General features: G+C 72.1%; 14 protein-coding genes. 10 read left to right on the forward strand and 4 right to left on the reverse strand.

What is annotated here, in order from left to right; genetic code table 11:
* Positions 1–167: 167 nt before the first annotated feature.
* From LL648_RS11625 to dapB, 5 genes are all read left to right on the forward strand, one after another.
* Entirely contained in the window at positions 168–2432 is a 2265-nt protein-coding gene (locus LL648_RS11625) for a polyribonucleotide nucleotidyltransferase (RefSeq protein ID WP_232662508.1), read from the forward strand.
* A gap of 20 nt (positions 2433–2452) precedes the next feature.
* On the forward strand, positions 2453–3766 hold the full coding sequence (locus LL648_RS11630; protein ID WP_374112029.1) for a M16 family metallopeptidase: 1314 nt from the start codon (positions 2453–2455) through the stop codon (positions 3764–3766).
* 58 nt (positions 3767–3824) lie between these two features.
* Positions 3825–4841 carry an ABC transporter substrate-binding protein gene (locus LL648_RS11635; protein ID WP_232662510.1) on the forward strand — a complete coding sequence of 339 codons (1017 nt, stop codon included), beginning with the start codon at positions 3825–3827 and terminating at the stop codon, positions 4839–4841.
* A gap of 25 nt (positions 4842–4866) precedes the next feature.
* Positions 4867–5349, forward strand: a complete 483-nt coding sequence (locus LL648_RS11640) for a DUF456 domain-containing protein (RefSeq protein ID WP_232662511.1) — start codon at positions 4867–4869, stop codon at positions 5347–5349.
* 66 nt (positions 5350–5415) lie between these two features.
* Positions 5416–6117, forward strand: a complete 702-nt coding sequence (gene dapB, locus LL648_RS11645) for a 4-hydroxy-tetrahydrodipicolinate reductase (RefSeq protein ID WP_232662713.1) — start codon at positions 5416–5418, stop codon at positions 6115–6117.
* 78 nt (positions 6118–6195) lie between these two features.
* On the opposite strand, the gene LL648_RS11650 is transcribed toward dapB, so the two are convergent.
* Positions 6196–6759, reverse strand: a complete 564-nt coding sequence (locus tag LL648_RS11650) for a GNAT family N-acetyltransferase (RefSeq protein WP_232662512.1) — start codon at positions 6757–6759, stop codon at positions 6196–6198.
* Positions 6760–6862: 103 nt separating this feature from the next.
* Here LL648_RS11650 and LL648_RS11655 point away from each other — a divergent pair, with 103 nt between their 5' ends.
* On the forward strand, positions 6863–8104 hold the full coding sequence (locus LL648_RS11655; protein ID WP_232662513.1) for a winged helix-turn-helix domain-containing protein: 1242 nt from the start codon (positions 6863–6865) through the stop codon (positions 8102–8104).
* 82 nt (positions 8105–8186) lie between these two features.
* On the opposite strand, the gene LL648_RS11660 is transcribed toward LL648_RS11655, so the two are convergent.
* Together LL648_RS11660 and LL648_RS11665 are read right to left on the reverse strand one after the other, a co-directional pair.
* Complete coding sequence (locus tag LL648_RS11660; protein WP_232662514.1) at positions 8187–9143, reverse strand: DUF4097 family beta strand repeat-containing protein; 957 nt, start codon at positions 9141–9143, stop codon at positions 8187–8189.
* A complete protein-coding gene (locus LL648_RS11665) occupies positions 9140–9688 on the reverse strand; it encodes a toxin-antitoxin system HicB family antitoxin (protein WP_232662515.1) in 549 nt (182 codons plus the stop codon). Before LL648_RS11665 ends, LL648_RS11660 begins: the two co-directional genes overlap by 4 nt.
* A gap of 87 nt (positions 9689–9775) precedes the next feature.
* On the opposite strand from LL648_RS11665, the gene thyX reads away from it, so the two are divergent.
* The 4 genes from thyX (at position 9776) to LL648_RS11685 (ending at position 14130) form a co-directional block, all read left to right on the forward strand.
* Positions 9776–10528 (forward strand): FAD-dependent thymidylate synthase, encoded by a 753-nt coding sequence (gene thyX / locus LL648_RS11670; protein ID WP_232662516.1) that lies wholly within the window; start codon positions 9776–9778, stop codon positions 10526–10528.
* A 41-nt stretch (positions 10529–10569) separates the two neighbouring features.
* On the forward strand, positions 10570–11196 hold the full coding sequence (locus tag LL648_RS11675) for a TIGR03085 family metal-binding protein (RefSeq protein ID WP_232662517.1): 627 nt from the start codon (positions 10570–10572) through the stop codon (positions 11194–11196).
* A 66-nt stretch (positions 11197–11262) separates the two neighbouring features.
* Entirely contained in the window at positions 11263–12261 is a 999-nt protein-coding gene (gene dapA, locus LL648_RS11680) for a 4-hydroxy-tetrahydrodipicolinate synthase (protein WP_232662518.1), read from the forward strand.
* A gap of 90 nt (positions 12262–12351) precedes the next feature.
* The gene (locus LL648_RS11685) at positions 12352–14130 is read left to right on the forward strand and encodes a ribonuclease J (RefSeq protein WP_232662519.1); all 1779 of its coding nucleotides are present in this window, start codon (positions 12352–12354) and stop codon (positions 14128–14130) included.
* A gap of 45 nt (positions 14131–14175) precedes the next feature.
* Here the strand turns inward: LL648_RS11685 and LL648_RS11690 are convergent, their stop codons facing one another.
* Positions 14176–15678 (reverse strand): APC family permease, encoded by a 1503-nt coding sequence (locus tag LL648_RS11690; protein WP_232662520.1) that lies wholly within the window; start codon positions 15676–15678, stop codon positions 14176–14178.
* Between the last annotated feature and the right edge of the window lie 8 nt (positions 15679–15686).

Raw genomic sequence — 15686 nt, forward strand, 5'->3', positions numbered from 1 at the left:
GGCAGGCACACCACAACTGCACGACGCCACGCCACCGGCAGACGATCCGCCGGTCCTCGGTAGTGGCCCCCTGGCCGAGCGGCCAGAGGGCTTCGATCGAAGACCGGCCCAGGCCGAGGATCACCGCTGTGGCGTGGGGTCTCCCTGAAAGAGGAGATGTCCACTACATGACAGATCAACTCGAGAACGTGCACGAAACCAGTGCCGTCATCGACAACGGGAGCTTCGGCACCCGCACGATCCGGTTCGAGACCGGGCGCCTCGCGCGCCAGGCCGCCGGGTCCGTCGTCGCCTACCTCGACGACGAGACGATGCTGCTCTCCGCCACCACGGCGTCGAAGCAGCCCAAGGAGCACTTCGACTTCTTCCCCCTCACGGTGGACGTCGAGGAGCGCATGTACGCGATCGGCAAGATCCCCGGCTCGTTCTTCCGCCGCGAGGGTCGCCCCGGCACCGACGCGATCCTGACCTGCCGGCTCATCGACCGGCCGCTGCGCCCCTCGTTCGTCGACGGGCTCCGCAACGAGATCCAGATCGTCGTCACGGTCCTCTCGCTCGACCCGCGCGACCCCTACGACGCCCTTGCGATCAACGCGGCCTCCGCGTCGACGCAGCTCGCGGGCCTGCCGTTCTCCGGCCCGATCGGCGGCGTCCGCGTCGCGCTGATCGACGGCCAGTGGGTCGCGTTCCCGCAGTACGAGGACCTGCAGCGGGCAGTGTTCGACATGGTCGTCGCCGGCCGCGTCGTCGGTGAGGGCGAGAACGCCGACGTCGCGATCATGATGGTGGAGGCCGAGGCGACCACCGAGACGATCAACCTCGTCGCGGGCGGCGCACAGGCGCCCACCGAGGAGATCGTCGCCGCGGGCCTCGAGGCGGCGAAGCCGTTCATCCGAAGCCTGTGCGTCGCGCAGCAGAAGCTCGCCGACGTCGCAGCCAAGCCGACCGGCAACTTCCCGACCTACCCGGCCTACCAGTCCGACGTCCTCGACGCCGTGACCGGCCACGCGAGCGACGACCTCGCGCAGGCGCTGACGATCGCCGGCAAGTCCGAGCGCGAGTCGCGCCTCGACGAGGTCAAGGTCGGGGTGCTCGAGAAGCTCGGGCCGCAGTTCGAGGGCCGCGAGAAGGAGATCGGCGCGGCGTTCCGCTCGCTCAACAAGAAGCTCGTGCGCCAGCGGATCCTGCGCGACCAGGTCCGCATCGACGGCCGCGGCATCACCGACATCCGGCCGCTCTCGGCCGAGGTCGAGGTCGTCCCGCGCGCCCACGGCTCCGCGCTGTTCGAGCGCGGCGAGACCCAGATCATGGGTGTCACCACGTTGAACATGCTCCGCATGGAGCAGCAGATCGATTCGCTCGGTCCGGAGACGCACAAGCGCTACCTGCACCACTACAACTTCCCGCCGTACTCGACCGGTGAGACCGGCCGGGTGGGCTCGCCGAAGCGCCGCGAGATCGGACACGGCGCGCTGGCCGAGCGGGCGCTGCTGCCCGTGCTGCCGACGCGCGAGGAGTTCCCCTACACGATCCGCCAGGTGTCCGAGGCACTCAGCTCCAACGGCTCGACGTCGATGGGTTCGGTCTGCGCATCGACGATGTCGCTGCTCAACGCCGGTGTCCCGCTCAAGGCGCCGGTCGCGGGCATCGCGATGGGTCTGGTCTCCGACGAGGTCGACGGGCAGACCACCTACGTGGCGCTCACCGACATCCTCGGTGCCGAGGACGCGTTCGGCGACATGGACTTCAAGGTCGCCGGCACGTCGGAGTTCGTCACGGCGCTGCAGCTCGACACGAAGCTCGACGGCATCCCGTCGGCGGTCCTCGCCGGTGCGCTGAACCAGGCGAAGGACGCCCGGCTCACGATCCTCGAGGTGATCGGCGAGGCGATCGACCGCCCCGACGAGATGAGCCGCTACGCGCCGCGCGTCGTCGCGATCAAGGTCCCGGTAGACAAGATCGGTGAGGTGATCGGCCCGAAGGGCAAGATGATCAACTCGATCACCGAGCAGACCGGTGCCGACATCTCGATCGAGGACGACGGCACGATCTACGTCGGCGCGTCCGACGGCGATTCCGCCGAGGCTGCGATCGGCATGATCAACGCGATCGCCAACCCGCAGCTGCCGAAGATCGGCGAGCGCTTCCTCGGCACGGTCGTCAAGACCGCGGCGTTCGGCGCGTTCGTCTCGCTGGTCCCCGGCAAGGACGGTCTCGTCCACATCTCGAAGCTGGGCAACGGCAAGCGCATCGGCAAGGTCGAGGACGTCGTCAAGGTAGGCGACAAGATCCGCGTCGAGGTCTCCGACATCGACAACCGCGGCAAGATCAGCCTGCTGCCGGTCGTCGAGGAGGCCGAGGCCGCCGCGGCACCCGCCGCCGACGCCCCGGCAGAGGCGACGAACGAGTCGGCCGAGGTCACCGCGAATTGACCGATCTCGTCACACCGGGGGTGGGAGCAGATGTTCTCGCCCCCGGTGGCGTCTCACGCACTGATCTTCCCGGTGGGCTGCGTGTGCTCACCGAGACGGTCCCCGGCGTGCGCTCGGTGTCCATCGGGATCTGGATCGGCGTCGGCTCCCGCGACGAGGCGCCCGCGCAGGCCGGTGCGGCGCACTACCTCGAGCACCTGCTGTTCAAGGGCACGCGCCGGCGCACCGCGGTCGCGATCGCCGAGGAGTTCGACGCCGTCGGCGGCGAGCTCAACGCGTTCACGGCCAAGGAGCACACCTGCTACTACGCGCACGTGCTCGACACCGATCTCCCGCTCGCGATCGACGTGCTGGCCGACGTCGTGACCGATGCCGTGCTCGCCCCGACCGACGTCGAGGTCGAGCGCGGGGTGGTGCTCGAGGAGATCGCGATGCGCGATGACGACCCCGAGGACCTCCTGGGTGAGCTGTTCGACGAGGCGCTCTTCGGCGCGCACCCGTTGGGGCGGCCGGTGCTGGGCTCCGAGGAGTCGGTCAGGGGCATCAGCCGCACCACCCTCCACGACTTCTGGCGAGGTCTCTACACCACGCCGCGCATGGTTGTGGCCGTCGCCGGCAACGTGACGCACCACCAGGTCGTCGAGCTGGTCGGGCTCGCGCTGCACGACGCCGCGGTGCGGGCCGGTGCCGGCGCCGCACCCGTCGGCCCGCGCCGGCCCGCTCCCGCCACGCTCGAGGTCGGGCCGCGGCTGGTGCTGCGCGGCGAGGACACCGAGCAGGCGCACCTGCTGATCGGCGCGCAAGGCATCTCGCGGCACGACCCGCGCCGATCGGTGCTCTCCGTGCTCAACACCGCGCTCGGCGGTGGACCGAGCTCGCGGCTGTTCCAGCAGGTCAGGGAGCAGCGTGGGCTCGCGTACTCGGTCTACTCGACCGTGGCGAGCTACGCCGACGCCGGCAGCGTCGCCGTCTACGCGGGATGCGCGCCGGAGCGGCTCGACGAGACCGCCGCGGTCGTGCGGGCCGTGCTGGCCGAGGTCGCCGCCGACGGGCTCACTCCAGCCGAGGTGACACGCGCGCAGGGCAACCTGCGAGGCGGGCTCGTGCTCGGGCTGGAGGACACCCCGTCGCGGATGAACCGGCTCGGCCGGTCCGAGCTGGACCACGGGCGGCAGCGCAGCATCGCCGAGAGCCTCGACCGCATCTCCGCCGTCACGGTGGAGCAGGTCGCGGAGCTGGCTCGGGAACTACTGGCCGCGCCGCTCACCGCCGCGGTCGTCGGACCGTACGACACCGCGGACGAGCTGCCGGACTCACTGCGCTCGCTGGCCTGAGCAGGTGCGGTAAGGCTATCCTCAGCCGCCGCTGTCCGTGTCTGTCGAGGAGCTCCCCGTGCGTCGTCTTGTCCTGTCACTCGTGCTGGCCTGCGCGGTGATCGCCGCCTGCGGCTCACCGGCCGGCCAGGAACAGGCCGCCGCGCCCAGCGCGCCGGGGTTCCCCATCACCGTCGAGCACGAGTTCGGCACGACGACCGTCCCCGCGCCGCCGCTGCGGGTCGTCACGGCCGGCTACACCGAGCAGGACGTCGTGCTCGCCCTCGGCATCAAGCCCGTCGGCGTCACCGAGTGGTACGGCGAGCACCCCTACGCGACGTGGCCGTGGGCGCAGGACGAGCTCGGCGACGCCAAGCCGGAGGTGCTGCGCAACGCCGACGAGCTGGAGTACGAGAAGATCGCCAAGCTCGACCCCGACCTGATCATCGCGGTCAACGCGGGCACCGACCAGGGCCGGTACGACCGGCTCACGGCCATCGCGCCGACGATCGCCCAGCCGAAGGGCGCGGTCGACTGGTTCTCGCCGTGGGACACGCAGACGCTGCAGATCGGCAAGGCGCTGGGCAAGGAGCGTGAAGCCACCGCGCTCGTCACCGGCATCAAGGAGCGCTTCGCGGAGGCCTCAAAGGCCCACCCGCAGTTCGCCGGGCAGCCGGCGATCTTCCTGCAGGCCCCGTACTACGAGGGCAAGGCGATCGCCTACCAGAACGGCCTGAGCACGGCGTTCCTGACCGACCTGGGGTTCACCGTCCCGCAGGAGCTCGCCGCGTTCGCCCCGCCGGACGCCGCGACGCAGGCCTACATCCCGCTGGAACAGCTCGGCACCCTGAACGTCGGCAAGGTGCTGGTGTGGGCCACCGAGAACGACCAGGTCCGCACGGAGCTGGAGGCGCAGCCGATCTACCGCGAGCTGACCCCGGTCAAGCAGGGCAACCTCGTCTTCACCGACGGGGAGCTGGCCGGCGCGATCTACTTCACCACCCCGCTGAGCCTGCCGTACGTGCTGGACCGGCTCGTGCCGCTGCTGGAGAAGGCGGTGGCGGGCAACCCGGAGACCATCCCCGCCGCGAGGTGACACCCGCGCCCGAGATACTGCGTTCATGACCGCCGCAACCCTGATCGCCGCGCTGCTCGTCCTTGTGGGGATCATCGGCATCGTGGTGCCCGTGCTGCCGGGACTCATCCTGGTCCTGGCCGGGATCGCCGTCTGGGCGGTGCCCCGCGGCGACGCGCTCGCGTGGACCGTGCTCGGGGTCGCCGTCGCGATCGTCGTTGTCGGCAGCATCGCGAAGTACCTGCTGCCGGGGCGCAAGCTGCGCGACAGCGGGGTGCCGGGGTGGACGATCGCCGCCGGGGGAGTGCTCGGCGTCGTCGGGTTCTTCGTGATCCCGGTGGTCGGGCTGTTCCTCGGGTTCGTGCTGGGCGTGTACCTCGCGGAGCTGGCACGGCTGAAGGAGAGCTCGCTGGCGTGGCCGTCCACCCGCGGCGCGCTGGCCGCCGTCGGCTGGAGCATCCTGATCGAGCTGGCCACCGGCCTGCTCGCCACCGGCGTGTGGATCGGGGCGCTCGTCCTCGGCGGCTGACCCGTAGGGTGGCCGGTCGTGAACGGTGATCGGATCCGGGTAGGCGTGCTCGGCGCTCGCGGGCGCATGGGCAGCGAGGTGTGCCGCGCCGTCGGGGGCGCCGACGACATGGAGCTGGTCGCGCAGCTCGACGAGGGCGACGCGCCCGACGGGCTCGCCGGGGCGCAGGTCGTCGTCGACTTCACCCATCCCGGCGCGGTGCTCGGCAACATCCGCTACGCGCTCGACCACGGCATCGCCGCGGTCGTCGGCACCAGCGGTTTCGACGACACGAAGTTCGCGACCCTGCGCGCGTGGCTGGCCGAGACGCCCGGGCACGTGCTCGTCGCGCCGAACTTCGGCGTCGGCGCGGTGCTGATGATGCAGTTCGCCAGGCAGGCGGCGCGGTTCTTCGACTCGGTCGAGGTCATCGAGCTGCACCACGCGGGGAAGGTCGACGCGCCCTCCGGCACCGCCACCCGCACCGCCGAACTGATCGCGCAGGCGCGGGCGGAGGCGGGCGCCGGGCCGCTGCCCGACGCCACGACCAGCGAGCTGGCCGGCGCCCGCGGCGCGAGCGTCGACGGCATCCGCGTGCACTCCGTGCGGCTGCCGGGGCTCGTCGCGCACCAGGAGGTGCTGCTCGGCACGGCGGGGGAGACGCTGACGATCCGGCACGACTCGTTCGACCGCGCGTCGTTCATGCCGGGAGTGCTGATGGCCGTGCGTGCCGTGGGCGAGCGCCCAGGCCTGACGATCGGGCTGGAACCGCTGCTCGGCCTGGAGTGACCAGCGCAAACTTGCCCACCGTTTTGCCAACCTGCACGCCCTGGAGGCCATGCAGGTTGGCAAAACGGTGGGGACCTTCTACGGCTGGTCGAGCTTCAGGTCGAGGCTGCCGGTGATGCGGACCTCGCGGAGCGTGCCGGCGCCGGTGTCGAACGCCCGGACGGTTCCGTCGGGCTCCCAGCCGGCCCGGGCGTAGAACTTGCGGGAGGCCTGGTCGGCCTCGGGCACCCAGGCGAGCCCGTACAGCGCCCCGGACGCGCGCAGGGCCTCCGCCGCCGCCGCGAGCAGGCGGCCGCCGTGGCCGCGCCGGCCCCAGCGGGGCTCGACGAGCAGCACCCCGATCTCGCCCCAGGCCTCCGCGCCCAGCGTGGGGTCGGCCGGCGCGGTGGCGCCCTCGGGTGCCGCGGCCGGTGCGGCGGCGCAGAACCCGACCGTCCACTCGCCTTCGGTCGCGACGATCAGGTGTCCGGCGCCGCTGGTCACCGCCGCCAGCCACGCATCCTGGGCCGCGCTGCTGCGCAGCTGCTCGATCGCCGCTGCCGGCACCAGCTCGGCGTAGGCGGTGGCCCAGGTGTCCGCCTGGATGCGGACGATCTCGGGGACGTCGGGTGCGGCTGCGGCCCGGACCGCGGCGATGGCCATGGACCATGGATACCCGGTGCCGCAGCGGGCCCGGCGGGCAGGGCCGGGCGGACGGGGCGGGCGGGCACCGGAATCGTCGGTGCCCCATGGCAGCATCCGGGACGTGAGCAGCCCGACCACCACCCCCGTCGAGAGCATCGGGGCGCCCGCGGCGCGCCGGGCCGCGCTGGCGGCCCAAGGATTCGCCGATCCGCGCCCCGTGGGCCCCGTCACGCGGCGGCACCTCGTCAAGACCCTCGGCAGGGTGCAGCTGCTGCAGCTCGATTCGGTGAACGTCGCCGTGCGGGCCCACTACATGCCGCTGTTCGCGCGGCTGGGCCCGTACGAGCCGGCGCTGGTCGACGACGCCGCGTGGGCGCACACATCGCGCCGGCCCAGGCTGCTCGTCGAGTACTGGGCGCACGAGGCGAGCCTGCTGCCGGTGGAGGACTGGCCGTTGCTGCTTTCCGGGGCGAAGCGGCAGGGCTGGTGGCGCCACTACGAGTCGCTCGCCGATCCCGCGCTCGTCGACGACGTGCTGGCCGCGGTGAAGGAGCTCGGCCCGGTCGGCGCCGGTGCGCTGGAGAAGGCGCTGGGCGGCGCGACGAGGGCGCGGCCGCCGGGTGCGACGTGGTGGGAGCGGTCCGACGTCAAGCGGGTCTGCGAGTACCTCTTCGGGCGCGGCGACCTCACCACCGGCAGCCGCGTCCATTTCCAGCGCCTCTACGACCTCACCGAGCGGGTGCTCCCGCCCGAGGTGTTCGCCTTGCACCCTGCCGATCCCGCGCACTCCGCGCGCGAGCTGCTGCTGCGTTCCGCCGCCGCGCTGGGCGTCGCGACCGAGCCCGACCTGCGCGACTACTACCGCCTCGGGCCGGCGCAGAGCCGTCAGGCCGTCGCCGAGCTGGTCGAGGAGGGGCGGCTGGAGCCGGTCGAGGTCCGCGGCTGGCGCCACCCCGCCTACCGGCTGCCCGGCGCCAGGGTGCCGCGAAAGGTCACCGGCCGCGCGTTGCTGTGCCCGTTCGACCCGCTGATCTGGGAGCGCGAGCGCACCGAGCGGATGTTCGGGTTCCGCTACCGAATCGAGATCTACGTGCCCGAGCCGCAGCGGGAGTTCGGCTACTACGTCTACCCGTTCCTGCTCGACGGCGAGCTAGTCGCCCGCGTCGACCTGAAGGCCGATCGTGCCGCCGGCGTGCTCAGGGTGCCCGGCGCCTTCGCGGAGCCCGGCGCGGACGTCCCCCGTGTGGTCGCCGAGCTGGCGGCGGAGCTGCGGGTGATGGCCGAGTGGCTCGGGCTCGACGGGGTTGTCGTGGGCGAGCGCGGCGCGCTCGCCGGGCCGCTGGCCGTCGCAACGAGCCGGTAGCGGGTAGTTGGGGCTGGTGCTGGCCGAGGTGCGCCGCCGCCGGTGATCTGCACAGCGGCGGCGCTGTCCTCCCCGCGATCGGTCAGACGGATACCGCGGCGCGCGTGACGAGCACGTCGCCGCTGCCCGTGCGGCCACGCACGCGCAGCGGGGGCAGGTGCTCCGGCGCGACGCCACCGACGTCGAGGTCGCTGCGGGCGCGCCCCGAGCCGGAGGAGAGGTCGAGCTCGGCCGCCACCCCCGGGTGGATGCCGATGCGCAGCTCACCCGACCCGGTCGAGAGCTCGAGCTGGCCGGCCGTGGCGTCGTCGATCCGCAGGTCGCCGGAGCCGGTGCGGACGCCGAGGTCGGCGAGCACCGCGCCGATCACCACATCGCCCGAGCCCGCCTTCACGTCGGAGGCGCCTTCGACGCTGCTCAAGCGGATGTTGCCCGATCCGGTGCGGACCCGGCCGCGACCGGTGACGGCACCGAGCTCGACCTCGCCCGAGCCGGTGGTGACATCGGCGTCGCCGTCGACACCGGCGACGTTGACCGAACCGGAACCCGTGCGCACCGCGGACCAGCCGGCCACACCCGTCACGGTGACGTCGCCGGCGCCGGTGCGGGCCGACAGGCGCGACTTGCTGGGCGCGTGGATGGTGACCGAGAGCGGGACGACCCGCAGCGGCAGCTCCGACGACGAGCGCACGACGAGCCGGCGGCCCGACTCGTTCCACGTGATCTCCGCCGCGCGCACGGCCTCGGCGGCGAGCGCCTCGGGATCGACCGGGCCGCCCCCGCCGGGCCCGCCGAGGTTGCCCAGCCAGTTGATGACGCCGCTGATGCCCTGCGCCCACGTCCCGCCGGCCGTCGGGTCGTGCCGCACCTCGACCCGCACCTCCGACGCGCTCTCGTCCTCGAGGTGGATGCGGATGCGGCCCACGTCGACGACGACCTCCAGCTCGGCCGTGCCGTCGACGGGCCAGCTCTGCTGCCGGACCGGCGCCGGTGCGCCCTCGCCCGGCTCCTTCGTGAAGTCGATCGGTTCCTCGCTCATCCCTGCACCCACCCCTTGATCCGGCGGCCGTCGCCGTCGCCCTTGCGCTTGCCCCGGTTGCCCTGCTGCTGGTGGAACTTGCCGGTGTACTCGATCCCGCGGCCGGCGAGCGCGCCCTGCACGGCCTGCGCGACCCACGAGTTCAGCGACTGCCCCTGCGCCGCCGCGGCCTGCTCGGCCTGGTTCTTGATCTGCTCGACGAGCCGCAGCGTGATCCGCGAGATGTCGCCCGCATCGCCGCCGAAGCCGCGGAAGGGCGGCCCTTCGGGCTCCTCGTCGGCCCGGCGGGCTGCCTCGACGTCGGCGTCGGCGGTGACGGAGACGCGCACGTCGCGCCCGTCGAGCCGGACCTCGACCACGTGATCGGGCAGCGCGGAGGTGACTTCTGCGGCAAGGTCGGAGAGGGCGGTCATGATGGCCAGCCGCGCGGCCGGCTCGATCGCGGCGCCGAGCAGCCCTGCCGTGCGCCGGGTCTGCTCGTCGCCAGCAGCCGCGGCGGACGCGAGGTCCTCCCGCAGCTGGTTGACGTACTGGCTGAGGTCCATGACACCACTGTGACGTCACGAATGACATCAGTCAAGGAACCTGTGGCGTCACTCAGGATCGGCGGGTGGCTGGTTACCCTGGCCCGCATGCCCGTGAGCGTGCCGATGCGTGTCCAGCTCGTCGCCAAGACCGAGTTCGTCCAGCCCGCCGACGTGCCGTGGAGCACCGACGCCGAGGGTGGTCAGGCGCTTGCGGAGTTCGCGGGCCGCGCCTGCTACCAGTCGTGGAAGAAGTCGAACCCGGCGACGGCCACCAACGCCGGCTACCTGCGCCACATCCTCGAGGTCGGCCACCTCTCCGTGCTGGAGCACGGCACGGTGAGCTTCTACCTCACCGGCATCTCGCGGTCGCTCACCCACGAGCTGATCCGCCACCGGCACTTCTCCTACAGCCAGCTCTCGCAGCGGTACGTGCCCGAGCGCGACGCCGCGATGGTCGAGCCCGACGTCATCGCCGCCGACCCCGAGCTGCACACGCTGTTCGACGAGGCGGCCGCCACCGCCGTCAAGGCCTACGAGGAGCTGCTCGCGGGGCTGGAGAAGCGCTTCGCCGACGTCCCCAACGCCACTCTGCGCCGCAAGCAGGCCAGGCAGGCGGCCCGCTCGATCCTGCCCAACGCGACCGAGACCCGCATCGTCGTCACCGGCAACTACCGGGCGTGGCGGCACTTCATCGGGATGCGCGCCACCGAGCACGCCGACGTCGAGATCAGGGCGCTCGCCGTCGAGTGCCTGCGGCAGCTGCAGCACGAGGTCCCGAACGTCTTCAGCGACTTCGACATCGCCGCGCTCGACGACGGCACGGAGATCGCGTCCAGCCCGTTCGTCACCGAGGGCTGAACCGGCGGCCGCATCCCGTACTGGCGAGTAGGGTCGATGGCATGAACCTCGCCGGCGCGGAACGGGCGGCCATCTGCGACACCTTCGAGAAGGTCGGGCCGGAGCAGCCGACGCTGTGCGGCGAGTGGAACACCCACGACCTGCTGGCGCACCTGCTCGTGCGCGAGCGCCAGCCTTGGGCGTCGGGCGGGATCATGGTGCCGTTCCTCGCGTTCCTCACCGACCACGCGATGCGCGGCTACGCCACCACGCCGTGGGCGGAGATGATCGGGAAGCTGCGGGCCGGCGCGCCGGTTTGGTCGCCGTTCGCGATCGGCAAGGTCGATGTGCTGGCGAACACGGCGGAGTTCTACGTGCACCACGAGGACGTCCGGCGAGGTGTTCCGGGGTGGGAGCCGCGTGAGCCCGACGCCGCGCGCGACGAGGAGCTCTGGTCGTTGGTGCTGCGCTCGGCGCGGATGATGTACCGCAACAGCCCGGTCGGGATCGTCCTGCGCCGCCCCGGTGGGGAAGAACACGTCGTGCACACCGGCAAGGGTGTGGTGACCCTCACGGGCGAGCCGGGTGAGCTGCTCCTGCACGCCTACGGCCGCGACGAGGTGCGGATCGACGTCATGGGCGCCGAGTCCGACAAGGACGCCCTGGCCAAGACCTCGCGCGGGATCTGAGCTGGACAACTCGGTAGTGCGCGGCGCAACGGTTTACCGGGAGTCCCGGGGCGGTACCGTCACGGCATGAGCCCCGCCCCAGCTGAAACGCGCCCTGGTCGCCCGTTCGGTCGGGTGCTGACCGCGATGGTCACCCCGTTCGACGCGGAGGGCAAGCTCGACCTCGGCCGCGCCGAGGAGCTGGCCGCCCACCTCGTGGATCTCGGCAACGACGGGCTGGTGATCAACGGCACCACGGGGGAGGGGCCGACCACCAGCGACGAGGAGAAGGCGGCGCTGGTCCGTGCGGTCGTCGGCGCGGTCGGTGACCGCGCCACCGTCGTCGCCGGCGCCGGCACCTACGACACCTCGCACAGCGTGCACCTCGCGCGGGCCGCGGAGAAGGCGGGCGCGCACGGGCTGCTGCTGGTCACGCCCTACTACTCGCGCCCGCCGCAGTCCGGCCTGCTCCTGCACTTCACCGCCATCGCCGACGCGACCGAGCTGCCCGTGATGCTGTACGACATCCCGCCGCGCAGCGTGATCCCGATCGACCTGGAGACGCTGCAGCGCCTCGCCGAGCACCCGCGGATCCTCGCGGTTAAGGACGCCCGCAACGACCTGCGGGTCGGCACCGAGGTGCTGGCCACCACGACGCTCGCCTACTACTCGGGCGACGACCCGGTGAACCTGCCGTGGCTCTCCGTGGGGGCCGTCGGGTTCGTCAGCGTGATCGGGCACGTCGTGGCCGACCGGCTGCGCGCGTTGATCGACGCCTACGAGGCCGGCGAGGTGGAGCGCGCCCGCACCATCAACGCCACCATGATCCCGGTGATCCGCGCGATGGGCCGGGTCGGCGGCGCGGTGTTCGCCAAGACGGCTCTGCGGCTGCGCGGCCTCGACGTCGGCGACACCAGGTTGCCCCTCCCGCCCGCCACCGCGGAGCAGGTCAAGGCCATCGCGGCCGACCTCGTCGCCGCTGGTGTGGCGCTCGACCCCGACGCCGGTCAGCGCGCTGAGCGCGGCCACGGCGCGCTCGGCGCGCGGGCGTCCGTAGACCTCGGGGCTGAGGTCGCCTACCGGTGACCCGCCCCACCACGGCGTCGCAATGACGTCACGAACACAGTAAGGAACCAACGTGCAGTTGTGCTCTTTCCCGACCGTGCGCGGTGGCCGATGAGCCGCCCGCCCGGCCGGTCCGACCGGTCGCGGAACGACCGCCGGTCCCGGTCGCGCCGGGAGCCGGCGCGTCCCGCCCCCGACGAGGTCAACTCGGCCGAGCTGCCCGCAGGGCCGCCGCCCCCGCTGCCCGAAGGGGCGTTGCGGGTGGTCGCGCTCGGCGGCATCGGCGAGATCGGCCGCAACATGACGGTCTTCGAGTACGACGGGCGGCTGCTCGTCGTCGACTGCGGGGTGCTGTTCCCCGCCGAGGACTCCCCGGGTGTCGACCTGATCCTCCCGGACTTCCGCGCCATCGAGGACAGGCTCGACGACATCGATGCACTCGTCCTCACCCACGGCCACGAGGACCACATCGGTGCCGTGCCGTTCCTGCTCCGCCAGCGCCCCGACCTGACGATCGTCGGCTCGCGGTTCACGCTCGCGCTGGTCGCGGCCAAGTGCAAGGAGCACCGGCTCACCCCGCACCTGCTCGAGGTGGCCGAGGGCGCGCGGCTCAACCACGGGCCGTGGGACTGCGAGTACTTCGCGGTCAACCACTCGATCCCCGACGCGCTCGCCGTCGCGATCCGCACCCCCGCCGGTGTTGTGCTGCACACCGGCGACATCAAGCTCGACCAGGTGCCGCTCGACGGGCGCCTCACCGACCTCGGCGGCTTCTCCCGCCTCGGTGACGAGGGCGTCGACCTGTTCCTCGTCGACTCGACCAACGCCGACGTCCCCGGCTTCACGATCGCCGAGCGGGAGATCGGCCCGGTGCTCGACGGGGTGTTCCACCGCGCGCCCAATCGGATCATCCTGGCGTGCTTCGCGAGCCACGTGCACCGCGTGCAGCAGGTGCTCGACGCCGCGGTCGTGCACGGGCGCAAGGTGTGCCTCGTCGGCCGCTCGATGGTGCGCAACATGGGACTCGCGCAGGAGCTGGGCTTCCTCAACGTGCCGGAGGGGCTGCTCGTCGAGATCGAGGAGGCGATGGACCTCCCCGACGACGAGATCGTCATCATCTCGACGGGTTCGCAGGGCGAACCGCTCTCCGCGCTCGCGCGGATGGCCCGCGGCGACCACCGCTCCGTGCGGATCCAGCCCGACGACACCGTCGTGCTCGCCAGCTCGCTCATTCCCGGCAACGAGACGGCCGTCTTCGCCGTGATCAACGGGCTGACCCGGCTCGGCGCGACCGTCGTGCACCAGGGCACGGCGAAGGTGCACGTCTCGGGCCACGCCACCGCCGGCGAGCTGCTCTACCTCTACAACGCGGTGCGCCCGAGCAACGTCATGCCGGTGCACGGCGAGTGGCGCCACCTGCGTTCCAACGCCGCGATCGCGGTGCGGACCGGCGTGCCGGAGGACTCCGTCGTGCTGGCCGAGGACGGCGTGGTCGTCGACCTCGTCGACGGCAAGGCCGCGATCACCGGACGTGTCGAGGTCGGGCGCGTGTACGTCGACGGGCTCGCGGTCGGCGACATCGGCGAGAGCACCCTGGGCGACCGGCTCGTCCTCGGCGAGGGCGGGTTCATCTCGATCACGGTCGCGGTCGACGCCACCACGGGACGCGCCGTGACCCGCCCGACGATCTCAGGGCGCGGGTTCTCCGACGACCCCAAGGCGCTGGACGTCGTGCTGCCGCTCGTCGAGGACGAGCTGAGCCGCACGGAGGCGGAGAACATCACCGACACCCACCGGATCGCGCAGTCGGTGCGGCGGGTCGTCGGCAAGTGGGTGGGGGAGACCTACCGCCGCCGCCCCATGATCGTCCCCACGGTCATCGCGGTCTGACCCCGTCGCCGGGCGCACCCCCCTCGGCGCGCCCGGCGATCCCCGTCAGGGGGCCTTGCGCAGCGTCTCGCCGCGGAAGTAGGCCGGTGCCATCCGGCTGTAGACGATCATCAGGATCGCCCCGAGCATCAGCGAGCCGATGCCGATCACGAAGACGCCGCCGATGCCGAAGACGACGGTCGTGCCGCTGTCGGTCGCCGCGTAGTCGATGCTCGCGAGCACGAACGCGGCGAGCAGCATCACCGCGCCGAGGCCCGGCAGCACACCCTTGACCCACAGGTCGCGCCCGCGCAGCTGGCGGCGGTAGTACCAGACGCACGCGAACCCGGTCAGCCCGTAGTAGAACGCGATCAGCAGGCCGACGGCGGCGATCGAGTCGGCGAGCACGTTCTCGCTCACCAGCGTGAGCCCCGCGTAGAACACCACCGACGCGATGCCCATCGCCCACGTCGCGACGCTCGGGGTCTGGAAGCGCGGGTGGATAGCGGCGAACCGGCGCGGGATCGCGCGGTAGGCCGCCATCGCGAGTGCGGCGCGCGCCGTCGGCAGGATGGTGGTCTGCGTGGACGCCGCCGACGACGTCAGCACCGAGATCACCAGCAGCACCACGAAGAACGAGCCGAGCGGGCTGTCGCCGAAGACGGCCGGGCCGATCGCGGCGAACACGTCGGAGGCGTTCTCCTCGTTGCCGAGGCCGATGCCCTCCGTCCCGGTGCCGGCGAAGGCCACCGTCGCGACCGTCACCAGCACGTACGTGACGACCAGCAGGATCGTCGAGAGCACCGCGGCGCGGCCGGGGGTGCTGCTCGGATCGTCGCTCTCCTCGTTGACGACGACCGCGGTGTCCCAGCCCCAGTAGAGGAACACGGCGATCAGGACCGCCGCGACCAGCTCCGAGACGCCGATCCCGCCCGGCCACAGCCAGGAGAGGTCGGGGGTCAGCGAGCCCTCCGGCGCGTCCCCGATGGCGACCTTGACCAGCGCGATCACCGCGAACGCGGCGAGCAGCACGAGCTCGATGCCCAGCAGCGCGTACTGCAGCCGTGCGGACACCTCGATGCCGCGGTAGCAGATGTAGGTCATCAGGACGATCCAGATGACGCCCGCGACCGTCGTCCAGAGCGTGCTCTGCGCCAGGTCGTCGGCGCCGACCAGCAGGAACGAGTATTGGCCCGCGATCTGGGCGAGGTTGGCCATCACGATGATGTCGGCGGCGATGATGCCCCAGCCGCCCAGCCAGCCCACCCAGGGTCCGAACGCCCGCGCGGCCCAGGTGAAGGTGGTGCCGCAGTCCGGCTCCGCCTTGTTGAGCTCGCGGTAGGCGACCGCGATGAGGTACATCGGGATGAACGCGAGCAGCAGGATCGACGGTGCCTTCTCACCCGCGATCATGACGATGAGCCCGAGGCTGGCCGCGAGGCTGTAAGCGGGGGCCGTCGAGGCGAGCCCGATCACGATGCCGGACAGCAGCCCGAGCGCCCCGCCCTTCAGCCCTTTTGCGCCCGGCGCCGAACCTCCCGGTCCGACATGGGACGTCTCTGTGCTCATCCTGCCTC

This window comes from Pseudonocardia sp. TRM90224, assembly GCF_021245725.1.
Taxonomy (GTDB): domain Bacteria; phylum Actinomycetota; class Actinomycetes; order Mycobacteriales; family Pseudonocardiaceae; genus Pseudonocardia.

What these genes read in the sequence shown, in the direction of transcription:
- LL648_RS11690 (WP_232662520.1), bottom strand. Translation starts at nt 15,678, where the DNA reads ATGAGCACAGAGACGTCCCATGTCGGACCGGGAGGTTCGGCGCCGGGC.
- LL648_RS11660 (WP_232662514.1), bottom strand. Translation starts at nt 9,143, where the DNA reads ATGAGCGAGGAACCGATCGACTTCACGAAGGAGCCGGGCGAGGGCGCA.
- LL648_RS11665 (WP_232662515.1), bottom strand. Translation starts at nt 9,688, where the DNA reads ATGGACCTCAGCCAGTACGTCAACCAGCTGCGGGAGGACCTCGCGTCC.
- LL648_RS11685 (WP_232662519.1), top strand. Translation starts at nt 12,352, where the DNA reads ATGAGCCGCCCGCCCGGCCGGTCCGACCGGTCGCGGAACGACCGCCGG.
- LL648_RS11675 (WP_232662517.1), top strand. Translation starts at nt 10,570, where the DNA reads ATGAACCTCGCCGGCGCGGAACGGGCGGCCATCTGCGACACCTTCGAG.
- LL648_RS11650 (WP_232662512.1), bottom strand. Translation starts at nt 6,759, where the DNA reads ATGGCCATCGCCGCGGTCCGGGCCGCAGCCGCACCCGACGTCCCCGAG.
- LL648_RS11640 (WP_232662511.1), top strand. Translation starts at nt 4,867, where the DNA reads ATGACCGCCGCAACCCTGATCGCCGCGCTGCTCGTCCTTGTGGGGATC.
- LL648_RS11625 (WP_232662508.1), top strand. Translation starts at nt 168, where the DNA reads ATGACAGATCAACTCGAGAACGTGCACGAAACCAGTGCCGTCATCGAC.
- thyX (WP_232662516.1), top strand. Translation starts at nt 9,776, where the DNA reads ATGCCCGTGAGCGTGCCGATGCGTGTCCAGCTCGTCGCCAAGACCGAG.
- dapB (WP_232662713.1), top strand. Translation starts at nt 5,416, where the DNA reads ATGGGCAGCGAGGTGTGCCGCGCCGTCGGGGGCGCCGACGACATGGAG.
- dapA (WP_232662518.1), top strand. Translation starts at nt 11,263, where the DNA reads ATGAGCCCCGCCCCAGCTGAAACGCGCCCTGGTCGCCCGTTCGGTCGG.